General features: G+C 68.2%; 10 protein-coding genes. 8 read left to right on the top strand and 2 right to left on the bottom strand.

Annotated features, from left to right (window positions below; translation table 11 throughout):
• Positions 1 to 389: 389 nt before the first annotated feature.
• Both B551_RS26900 and B551_RS25175 read left to right on the top strand, forming a co-directional pair.
• Entirely contained in the window at positions 390 to 1,616 is a 1,227-nt protein-coding gene (locus tag B551_RS26900; protein WP_023264559.1) for a BON domain-containing protein, read from the top strand.
• A 13-nt stretch (positions 1,617 to 1,629) separates the two neighbouring features.
• Complete coding sequence (locus tag B551_RS25175) at positions 1,630 to 2,055, top strand: hypothetical protein (protein ID WP_006579450.1); 426 nt, start codon at positions 1,630 to 1,632, stop codon at positions 2,053 to 2,055.
• Positions 2,056 to 2,313: 258 nt separating this feature from the next.
• On the opposite strand, the gene B551_RS16380 is transcribed toward B551_RS25175, so the two are convergent.
• Both B551_RS16380 and B551_RS16385 read right to left on the bottom strand, forming a co-directional pair.
• Positions 2,314 to 3,993: a ShlB/FhaC/HecB family hemolysin secretion/activation protein gene (locus B551_RS16380; protein ID WP_023264560.1), complete on the bottom strand. Its 1,680-nt coding sequence runs from the start codon at positions 3,991 to 3,993 to the stop codon at positions 2,314 to 2,316.
• Between the two features lie 172 nt (positions 3,994 to 4,165).
• Positions 4,166 to 5,782 carry a collagen-like triple helix repeat-containing protein gene (locus tag B551_RS16385; protein WP_043440312.1) on the bottom strand — a complete coding sequence of 539 codons (1,617 nt, stop codon included), beginning with the start codon at positions 5,780 to 5,782 and terminating at the stop codon, positions 4,166 to 4,168.
• A 112-nt stretch (positions 5,783 to 5,894) separates the two neighbouring features.
• Here B551_RS16385 and B551_RS26155 point away from each other — a divergent pair, with 112 nt between their 5' ends.
• From B551_RS26155 to cpaB, 6 genes are all read left to right on the top strand, one after another.
• Positions 5,895 to 6,146 carry a hypothetical protein gene (locus B551_RS26155; RefSeq protein WP_157072007.1) on the top strand — a complete coding sequence of 84 codons (252 nt, stop codon included), beginning with the start codon at positions 5,895 to 5,897 and terminating at the stop codon, positions 6,144 to 6,146.
• Positions 6,147 to 6,412: 266 nt separating this feature from the next.
• Positions 6,413 to 7,516 carry a collagen-like triple helix repeat-containing protein gene (locus B551_RS16390; RefSeq protein WP_006577881.1) on the top strand — a complete coding sequence of 368 codons (1,104 nt, stop codon included), beginning with the start codon at positions 6,413 to 6,415 and terminating at the stop codon, positions 7,514 to 7,516.
• A gap of 361 nt (positions 7,517 to 7,877) precedes the next feature.
• Entirely contained in the window at positions 7,878 to 8,075 is a 198-nt protein-coding gene (locus B551_RS16395) for a Flp family type IVb pilin (protein ID WP_023264562.1), read from the top strand.
• A 21-nt stretch (positions 8,076 to 8,096) separates the two neighbouring features.
• Positions 8,097 to 8,597, top strand: a complete 501-nt coding sequence (locus tag B551_RS16400; RefSeq protein WP_331710749.1) for a prepilin peptidase — start codon at positions 8,097 to 8,099, stop codon at positions 8,595 to 8,597.
• A gap of 53 nt (positions 8,598 to 8,650) precedes the next feature.
• Positions 8,651 to 9,124: a TadE/TadG family type IV pilus assembly protein gene (locus B551_RS16405; RefSeq protein WP_023264564.1), complete on the top strand. Its 474-nt coding sequence runs from the start codon at positions 8,651 to 8,653 to the stop codon at positions 9,122 to 9,124.
• A 79-nt stretch (positions 9,125 to 9,203) separates the two neighbouring features.
• Positions 9,204 to 9,922: Flp pilus assembly protein CpaB (cpaB, locus tag B551_RS16410; protein ID WP_023264565.1), on the top strand; the 719-nt coding region annotated here is incomplete at its 3' end.

The raw sequence follows: 9,922 nt of genomic DNA on the forward strand, positions 1-9,922 counted from the left end.
TGTCGGTCCGACTCTCCCATCGCGGCGCGCGGCCCCATGCCCACGCAGGAACGCTAATTGCCTGATGGCAGCGTGATGGCCAACTGATGGCCGCGTGATGGCCAACCCGGCCAGCGTCCGCCCCGTCAAAAAAACTCCGGACGAGAAAGGGCGCCTCTCCACCGGGGACGGGAGAGGCGCCAAGCGCGGGCGAGCGGTCAGTCTATCCCGCGTTGCCACAGGCTATCCGCCGTCACACGGCGCGAAAGTCGCCTAGCGCACACAGTCTTCGGCGACGGAATGGAAATTGCGTCACCGGCGATATCCCCACTGATTGATGCCGGATCTGACGCGGGATTCGCGCCGGGTCCACGTCACAGCATTTGCAACTCTTACCAACGGAGGCACAGATGAACGAACGCAGCACCAGCCGCCGCGTATGGGATTACCGCCAGCCGTATAGCGCCGAAGACCGGCTCGACCAGCGCGGCTCGCGCCAGGGCGGCCGTTATGCGGAATACGCCGAGGAAGAGATCCGCCGCGGCCGAGGCGTCGGGCAACCGGGCATGCCGCGCTACGGCGGCGGCCGCGACGATCCGTTCGGGGAGCCCCGTCATGCCGAGCACGGCTATGGCGCCGGCCACTTCGGCGAGGGCCGCTACGGCCGCAGTTACGAAGAGCCCCTTGGCGACAACCCCTATGGCACCTACCCGTCGACAGGCGAGGTGATGCGCAGCGACCGCGGACTGTCCGGAAGGAGCGAACGAGGTGAACGCCGCAGCGGCGATCTGACCGACAACCGGCTGTCGCGCGGGCAGCGCGGCGGCCCCTGGCCCGATCAATCGCGTACGCCGTGGCGCGATCGCTACGAGCCCGACGATCCGCAGACGCGTGCCAACCTCGCGCAGGCCTATGGCATCTCGGATTCGGACCGCCTCGATGCGCCGTCCTGGCCGGACCAACGTGGCAGCGGCGATGCCGGCCGGCGCGAGGCGAGCGCGCGCTGGATGGACGAGGGCGGACGCTTTCCCGAAAGCGAACGCCCGGGCCGCGGCGGACGCCCGTCGGGCTGGCCGGGCGACGACTGGAGCGCCGGCGGCCAACGGCAATCGCATGGCCGCGACGAAGCCTACGAGCGCTTCAGCGGCGCGCCGCAGCGCGTGAACTGGGGGCAGGGCTCGGGCAGCGGCGCCGGTCCCGACCGCCGGGTTTCGCCGAAGGGCTACCAGCGCAGCGACGAACGGATTCGCGAGGACCTTTGCGAGCGGCTGGCGCACGATGACCGGCTCGAAGTGCAGGACGTCGAGGTCCAGGTCAGCGAAGGCGTGGTCACGCTGACTGGCGCCGTGCGCGACCGCCGCCAGAAATACTGCGTCGAGGACATCGCCGACGACATCTTCGGCGTGCGCGAGGTTCACAACCGCATTCGCGTGCAGCGGGAGGGCGGGCAGGTCGGACACGGCGCCGCAGGATCGAGCTCCGAGGACCGGCGCGTGAGCGGCATCAGCACATCCGGCAGTGCCACCGGCAGCACAGCCAGCAGCTATGTCGGCGGCATGGAGGTCGGCGCGGGCGAAGTGCCCAAGGGCACCGACCCGTACGGCGGCACCACGACGCCGGGCAAGCACGCTACCTGATGGGGAGAAAACGATGAACCGGAACACCGACCGAAATACCGACCAAAATACCGACCGAAATGGCAACGGTCGGAGCGGCGACCAGGACGATGCCCGCGACAAGCTTCGCGCCCGCGACGATGGCGCCAACGACAATACGACGTCGAGCGCCGAAGCGCAGCGCGAGCAGGAGGTCAGGGAGGAAGCGCGGGCGATTCCCAGCTCGCTCGATCCCGATACGGACATCGAGCCGATCGACTCGGACATGAACCTCGAAGGCCTGCCCGAACAGGAACAGGACTATCCGCACGACAACCGGACCGAGGCGCTGTTGCCCGAGGAACAGATCGGCGAGCGCATCGAGGATGCGGCCGAGGGTATTGCGCCGGATACGCCGGCGGATCGCGCCGACCAGACCGACCGGCGCGAGGAACGCCCGCCACGGCGCGACACCGAGTAGACACGCCGTCGTCCCCGCGAACGCGGGGACCCAGCGACTCACCACACCACAGCAACGCCACTGGGTCCCCGCCTGCGCGGGGACGACGGGATACGTTCCGCTTAAATCGAACTGATAGAGGTGTTGCCGCGTGAGCAGCAGATTGGCGAGCGTATCGCACACTGTCGTCCCCGCGAACGCGGGGACCCAGCGACTTGCTCTGGCCGCAAATAACGCCACTGGGGCCCCGCCTGCGGGGGGACAACGGATGCGCAAACCTCAATCGAACTGATACGACCAGCTCGCGTTGATGCGCGGCGAGCGGCGCTCCGCATTGATCGGCTTGTCGCCGACCGGTTGCGCCAGCGACAGGTCCAGCGTGTAGTAGCGCCGGTCGGAGAAGCGCACGCCCAGCGCCACCGACGACAGCGAGCGGTGCGTCAGCGAGTAGCTGTTCGAGTAGACCCGCGCGACGTCGGCCATCACATACGGCTGCAGCGTCTTCAGATAGGTCATGTCCATGCCGAACAGCCGGCTGATCTCGGCCGACGCGCCCCAGCCCTTGTCGCCCGCCACTTCGCCGGCCGGGTAGCCGAGCCCGAAGAAGCGCCCGCCGAAGCTGATCTGCTCGCTCGACGCCAGCCGGTCGCCGCTGTACTGACCGGCCGCCGACACCGCCATGCCGAAGCCGAAGGGCAGGTCGGTGGCCTGCGACAGCAGCAGCCGCGTGCGCAGGAAGCTCAGGTCGTTGGCATTGTTCTCGCGGCGCGCCCCCAGCGCATCGACGCCCTTGTACAGGCCGAGCGTGGCGCTGCGCGAGACGCCTTCCTTGCGCTGGACATAGGCCAGCTCCGCATTGACGACCCGCACATTGGTACCGATCGCCACCGAGCGATCGGTGCCGGCCTGCGTATAGCGCTCGAACTGGTCGGTGCCGTAGAGACCGCCGCTCAGCGTCACCGAATGCCGCGCGCTCAGCAGCAGCGGATAGCTCAGGCTCGCGCCGAGCCGCTTGTTGTCATTGACGTAGCGCCGATTGAAGCCGATCTGCTCGAGCGTGGCGTTCTGCGGCACGCCGCGATAGTGCGACGCGTTGACGCGCGCGATCAGCCCTTCGGTGCCGATCGGTTGCGCATAGCCGAGCGCGTAGTACTCCTCGTCGTCGCGTCCCTTCGGAAACAGCGCCGATACCGTCAGCTGCTCGCCGAGCGGCGTCAGGCCGCTGGCGGTTGCCGTTGCAATCGCCCGCACGCCGGGCGACATGTAGTCGACGCCGGTGCCGAATGCGATCGGCTTGCGCTTGACGTCGAGCACCATTTCGCTGGCACCGTCGGTGGTGGTCGGCGGCTGCACCGTCGCGCCGACCTGCACGCCGGGCTGCAGCCCCAGCACGCTGGAATAGCGGTCGAAGCTGGCGCGCGTCAGCGGCCGTTCTTCCTTCAGCCGTTCCGCGATCGCGCGCAGCCGATTTTCCAGCGGGCCCGCATTGCCGCGGATGGTCACGCGCGCGACATAGCCCTCGACCACGGTGATCAGCACATTGCCGTTCTCGAAGGACTGCGCGGGAACGAAGGCGAACGACAGCGGATAGCCCTGCTGCTGGTACATCTCGGTGACCGCATTGGCGGCCTGCAGCAGTTCGGCGACCGTGATTTCCTTGCCGGCGAGCGGCTTGAACTTGTCGGCAATCTGGTCGAAGGGCAGCGTCTTGACGCCTTCGATCTGGAAGCGTGCCGGCGTCAGCTTGGCCGACAGCAGGTTCTGCATGGCCGGGTCCGGACGTTCTACCTGTACCTTGACTTCCCCGGTGGGCTTGGGCGGCGCGATCTTCGGCAGCGTTTGAGTCGGGTCCCCCTGGACCGGGCTGCGCGGATCGGCGGCCAGAACTGGATGCATGCCGCCTTGCCAGGCCCCGAGGCCGAGCAGCAGCATGGCGACGCGAGTGTGCGTGCGCGACATGGTCAATCCCCTTTCACAATAAAACGGATGCGGCTGTGGAAGCCGGTTCTCCACCGGCGCGCAGGCTGCCGCTGCCTGCGCGCTTATCGAAGTGGAGACCGGCTGTACTGCAGGACTGAGTGAGGCGATGCGCGCGTACGGAGGCGCGCATCAGGTGGCCATCAGGCCCCGATCAGCGGCGACCCCCCAGCAGCCCGCCGACGGTGCCGAGCACACCGCCGACAATGCCGCCGACCGCGCCGGTCACCGGACCCGTGGTCGCGCCACCGCCCGTGCCACCCGGAGCGGGAGCAGGAGCCGGCGCCGGAGCCGTGCCGCCGGTCAGGCCGCCGGTGACACCGCCGACCACGCCGCTGACCAGATTGGTCACGGGCGCCAGCGGACCGCTGCCGGCACCGCCGTTGCTGCCGCCGGTGAGACCGCCGGTCAGGCCGCCGACGAGGTTGGTGACGGGAGCCAGCGGACCGCTGCCGGCGCCGCCGTTGTTGCCACCGGTGATACCGCCAACCACGCCGCCGACCAGATTGGTCACCGGTGCCAGCGGGCCGCTGCCGCTGCCGCCGTGGTTGCCGCCGGCGAGGCCACCGGTCAGCCCGCTGACCAGGTTCGTGACCGGGGCGAGCGGACCCGTGCCGCCATTGCCGCCGCCGGCCAGTCCGCCGGTCAGGCCGCTGACCAGATTGCCGACCGGAGCCAGGGGACCGCTCGGGGTCGCGCCCGGCGCATGCACCGCGCCGCCCAGCGCGGCAACGGTGTTGCCGGCACCGGTCACGACGCCGCCCACACCGCTGACGACCGGCGTATTGGTCTGCTGCAGCTTGCCGCCCAGCTGTGCCACGGTGCCGCCGACCACGGTCAGCAGATTGTTGACCGGTTGGCCGAGACCGGTGGCCGCGCCCAGCGACTGCGTGGTGCTGGTCAGCTGCGAGGTCAGCGGCACGATCGCGCGGCTGACGCCGCTGGTCAGCTGTTCGACCGGACCGGTCGACAGCACGGTGCCCAGCGTGCCGCCGAGCGTCTGCACGCCGGTACCGACCTTGTCGACCAGCGCGCCGACCGGCGAGGTCACCGCGCCCAGCGGTGACAGCGGGCCGGTGCCCACGCCGCTGACGGCGCTGCCGACCTGGCTGACCGCGGTGCCGACATGGGTGACCACGTTGCCGGTGCTGGCGACGGTGGTGCCGATCGGGTTGGCGCTGTTCGGAATATTGCCCAGGCCGTCCTTCAGTCCGGTGCCCAGCGAGTCGACCGCGTTGCCGACCGACACGATCGCGCCGCCGACACCGCTCTGCGTCTGGTTCGAGACCACCGGCAGGTTGACGCCGGTTTGAAGCTGTTCGCCGATGCCGCCGATGAGGTCGCCGGTCTTGCTGACCACGTCTCCGGTCTTGTTGATGATTTCGCCGGTCGGGCTGCGTACCGGCGTGCCGCCGCCGCCGCCACCATCGCCACCACCGCCGCCACCACCACCACCGCCGCCACCATCGCCGCCACCGCCGGTACCACCGCCGCCGCCGCCATCACCACCGCTGCCGCCGCCACCGGTACCGCCGCCGCCGGTGCCACCACCGCCGCTGCCGCCACCGTCAGTACCACCACCACCGCTTCCACCACCGGTTCCACCTCCGTTCGGGCTGCCGGTGCCGCCATTGGTGTCACCGACCGTGCCGCCGCCTCCCTTGCTGCCCGTACCCATCGAGGTCGAGCCACTGCCGCTCGCGCAGCCGCCAAGCAGCAGCAATGCGCTGAGCAGCGCCGTGGCGGTCAAGGTTGTCTTGGTTTTTTTCATCATTGATCCCCTGGTCAACAAGTGTTCTCGTGTTTGGACGTTCCCGAGTTGAAAGGCACTGGACGCACTGCGCCACCGTGCTGCCATCACAAGCGCAAGCGGTGTGCCACTGATGGAAGGGCTGTGCGCCGCGCGCATGGCAGAGCTCGCGCGCTCCCCGCAAAGCCTTGTGGCGCAACGGTTTGCGGGAAATGAACAGCGCCGCGCGAAGGCCGCGCAAGGCCATGCGCGCAGCGTGTTGCGGCGTTACGCGTTACGTAACGCGCTACGGCGCGAACGGAACATCGAAGGGGGTGTAGGGGATCGCTGCGATGCGGCCGGCGCGGTGTTCGCGGACGCGGGCGTGTGGCGATGGACGCCGTAACACGTTACGTAGCACGTAACGTCGCGAAGCCGCGCCACGCGAGCTTGTGCGGCCTCGTTTCCGTGCCGGGGCATCGCCCGGAAAGCCGCGTCATACAAGGCTTTGCGGGTGATGCACAGCGCCGTCCGAGCGGAGCGGCATGCATGGTTTCCGCCGATGGCACGCGCCTTGCGGACCAAGGGGCCGAGTCCCCGCTGCACGGGGACCGCCGGCACCACGGGACAGGTCACGGTTCCGCGCCGGTCCGATCCACAAGGAGAAACACAATGAAGCGGACGAATTCGACGCGACGCGCGCCGGTGATGATGGCGCTGGCGTGCGCATGCGTACTGGGGATGATGGCGGGCTGCTCGTCGAGCGGTTCGGGCAGCGGTACGCGGCCGCCTGCGACGACGCCCCCGCCGAGCAACGGTGGCGGCGGCGATGACGGTGGCGGCGGCACGCCTCCGCCGACCACGTCGAAGCCGACCACGCCCACCGGACAGGTGGCCGAAGGCGCCGGCAATACGGTGACGGCGGCCGGCAATGCCATCACGGAAATCGGCAAGCAGGTGCAGGGCGCCAATCTGCCGATCGTCAGCGACGGAACCCGCAATGCCACTGGCCAGGTGGTGATCGATGCCGGCAACACGGTGGCCGCGCTGGGTGCGGGCGTTCGCGATGGCCTCGGCAAGATGGGCGCGGTGGACAACCCCGTCGGCGTGACCGTGGCGAGCGCCGGCAATGTCGTCACGCAGGCCGGTCATACCTTGTCGAGCACGGGCGATCTGGTGACCTCGCTGGGCAAGGATCAACTGAAGGTGCTGTCGCCGGTGACCACGCCAGTGGGCGCGGTGGTCAATCACGTGGCCGGCGGCGTGCAGCAGCTTGGCGAGAAGCTCGGCGACAAGCTGTCGACCGGACCGGTCGCACAGCTGACGGGCCAGACCAGCAAGGTGATCGTGCCCTTGACCAGCAAGCTGACCGATACCACGCAAGCGCTCGGTGCCACCACGCGCCTCGGTGCGCCGGTCGACAACCTGCTGACCAAGGTCGGCGGCGTGGTTGCACACACCGGCACGCACCTGAGCGCCACCAAGGCGCCAGTAGTGGGCCCGGTCGGCGGCGTCGTGACGGAAGTGGGCAGGACGGTCGCCGCGGCTGGCGGCCTGGTCCATGGCGAAGGGAATTCGGCAGGCGGCAGCGGCAATCCGCTCGGTGGCCTGCTTGGCGGTCTGCCTCTCACCCAAACGGGTGGGCAGGCGGGCAGTGGTGGTGGTTCTGACAAGGGTGCCGGCAGCGGCAAGACCGGCGGTGTGTTGGCACCGGTCGGCGGGCTATTGGCACCTGTGACCGGCCTGGTCGGCTCGCTCGGAGCGCTTGGGCGCTAAGGCGACGCTGACTGCTGCCATGGCACCAGTCCGGGGGCCATGCCAGGCAGCTTGACGGTGCGCAGCCGGACGATCCCCGCGGCTGCGCATCTTTTTTTATTCAGGGGAACGCACTGACGACTCGGGCGTTGGTAGTAGTCCTGATGGACGATCCAACAGCAAAAGATGCTGTCAATCGGGCAATTTAAAACTTTTGTCAAGACCGCAAACGGATGTAGCTGAAACTAAAAAATTCCTTTATAAAAAGAACACGGATGCTGCTGCACGAGGTCAGCCAAGCCATTAGAGCCAGGCGATCGCGCGGATCGACGCGGTATCCAGAGTGTTGGGATAACTAGCAATAAAAGTAGGAGCGGTCATCATGAAACAGGGGTTCTTGCGTTTCATTCGGGACGAACGGGGGGCGACGGCCATTGAATATGGCTTGATCGCGGGTCTCATCGCACTGGCAGTGGCCGGCGGAGCCAAGATGCTCGGCGACAATCTGGACGACGCCTTCGACCGGCTCGCCACCAAGGTGCAAACCATCATTGCACCGACTCAGGCCTCGGGCAGTTGACGGAATTACCGACCGCCATTCATGGCATTGATCGTCGCGCTGCTCTGCGCGACGGCCCTTTGGACTGATCTTCACTACCGCAAAGTACCGAATCTCGCATTGGCGCTCGCGCTGATTGCGGGGGCTCTCGTGTCTGCGCTCGGCTACGACTCGTCGTTGCCGCTTGCGGCGCGCGTGCTCGGATTCGCGTTGGGCTTTGCCGTCATGCTGCCGGCCTATCTGTTTGGCCGCATGGCGGCCGGCGACGTCAAATTCTTCGCGGTAGTGGGGTTCTTCATCGGACCGTCGAGCCTGTTGCCGGTCTGGCTGACCGGGACGCTGCTGGCATTTATCCATGCCTGTCTCGTTCTTGCCTTTCGCCATGCCGAGGCACGTGGCGGCCTCATTGCCGCGGTGGGCCAATGGCCACGACGCATGCGCTGGTTTGCCGCGATGACCGACCCGTCGCGCGGCATTCCTTATGCCGCTTATCTCGCCGTGGGTGTGCTCCTATGGATATCGGTCGGTCAGGGCCATTCCTGAAGGGCGGAATGCGCCACCGGTTGGCGCACAGATAAATGCAACCGGGTTTGTCTATGAAACAGGGGCGAAGGGGAATCGTTCGCCGGCATGGCCGCGAGCGGGGGATTGCTGCGCTCGAATTTGCGGTGGTATTGCCGGTGCTGCTCGCTCTGGTGCTGGGGATCGTCTATTACGGCATGATCCTCGCGCTCGAGCAGATGCTGACGCTCGCCGCAGCGGAAGGCGCACGGGCGGCCTTGCGCTATCCCGCTGGCGCGCCCGACGGCAGTCTCGCCGCCACGCAGGACCTGCGCGTGGCCGCGGCAGCCAACACCGCGCTGGCCACGCTGCCCGCCACCATTCAATCGAAGCTCGCCTCGCGTGGCGACATTGCGTCGGCCAGCGATTGCGCCGCGCCGGCCGACACTGTCTGCGTCAACGTGACGCTGCGCCTGCCGGCCACCAATATCCTGCCGCGCGTGCCCTTCGTGCCGATGCCCGACACGCTGATGGGCACGGCCGTCGCGCAGCTGGCGCCGGACATCTGAGGCGCGCCATGCCCCGCTTCTGCTTCCGCTTTCGCTACTTTTCGATCGCCACGGCGGCACCGCGCACCGGGACTCCATCATGACCAGCAAACAAATCCGAATCGTCGCCATCGTGCTGCTGGCCCTGGCCGCGCTGTTGGCGCTGCTGGCCTGGCAGGTCGGGCGCAGGACCGCCAAGCCGCCGGCGCCATCTTCGTCTTCCCCAGCGGCGCTGCACGCGGTCGTGATTACCACCAAGGCGGTCGAGGCCGGCAAGCCGTTGGGCGCCGACGCGTTGAAGGTCGAGATGCTGCCAATCGATCCGGCCGGCGGCTATGAATCCGTCGAAGCGGTGGCCGGCCAGATTCCGCTGGTGGCGCTGGGCGCCAACGTGCCGGTGCTGGAGAGCCAGCTGGCCGGCGGCCTGGCCACGCAGGTGCCGGAAGGCGAGCGTGCCGTGGCGATCGCCGTCGACGAAGTGATCGGCGTGGGCCATCGCGTGCGTCCCGGCGATCTGGTCGATGTCTTCCTCGTGCTTCGGCGCGACAGCCAGGAGATCGAAGGCAGCCAGGCGCGTCTGCTGCTGTCCCGGCTGCGCGTGCTGGCCTATGGCGTGCAGGCGGTCAACGACACGCGTGGCGCCACGCCCGATCAGATGATGAACCGGCGCGAAGGCGCCAAGACCGCGGTGCTGACGGTGCCGCTGGCGCAGGTCAGCAAGCTGACGATGGCGCAGCAGGCGGGCCGCCTGGTGCTGGCGCTGCGCAATCCGCACGACGACGGCATGCCGAGCGAGACGCTGTTCGCGGAGCGCGCCTG

Origin of the sequence: Cupriavidus sp. HPC(L), assembly GCF_000307735.3 — a bacterium.
GTDB lineage: Bacteria > Pseudomonadota > Gammaproteobacteria > Burkholderiales > Burkholderiaceae > Cupriavidus.

Excerpts from the sequence above, each read along its gene's own strand:
- B551_RS26900 (WP_023264559.1), top strand. The coding sequence starts at position 390 with ATGAACGAACGCAGCACCAGCCGCCGCGTATGGGATTACCGCCAGCCG.
- B551_RS25175 (WP_006579450.1), top strand. The coding sequence starts at position 1,630 with ATGAACCGGAACACCGACCGAAATACCGACCAAAATACCGACCGAAAT.
- B551_RS16380 (WP_023264560.1), bottom strand. The coding sequence starts at position 3,993 with ATGTCGCGCACGCACACTCGCGTCGCCATGCTGCTGCTCGGCCTCGGG.
- B551_RS16385 (WP_043440312.1), bottom strand. The coding sequence starts at position 5,782 with ATGAAAAAAACCAAGACAACCTTGACCGCCACGGCGCTGCTCAGCGCA.
- B551_RS26155 (WP_157072007.1), top strand. The coding sequence starts at position 5,895 with ATGGAAGGGCTGTGCGCCGCGCGCATGGCAGAGCTCGCGCGCTCCCCG.
- B551_RS16390 (WP_006577881.1), top strand. The coding sequence starts at position 6,413 with ATGAAGCGGACGAATTCGACGCGACGCGCGCCGGTGATGATGGCGCTG.
- B551_RS16395 (WP_023264562.1), top strand. The coding sequence starts at position 7,878 with ATGAAACAGGGGTTCTTGCGTTTCATTCGGGACGAACGGGGGGCGACG.
- B551_RS16400 (WP_331710749.1), top strand. The coding sequence starts at position 8,097 with ATGGCATTGATCGTCGCGCTGCTCTGCGCGACGGCCCTTTGGACTGAT.
- B551_RS16405 (WP_023264564.1), top strand. The coding sequence starts at position 8,651 with ATGAAACAGGGGCGAAGGGGAATCGTTCGCCGGCATGGCCGCGAGCGG.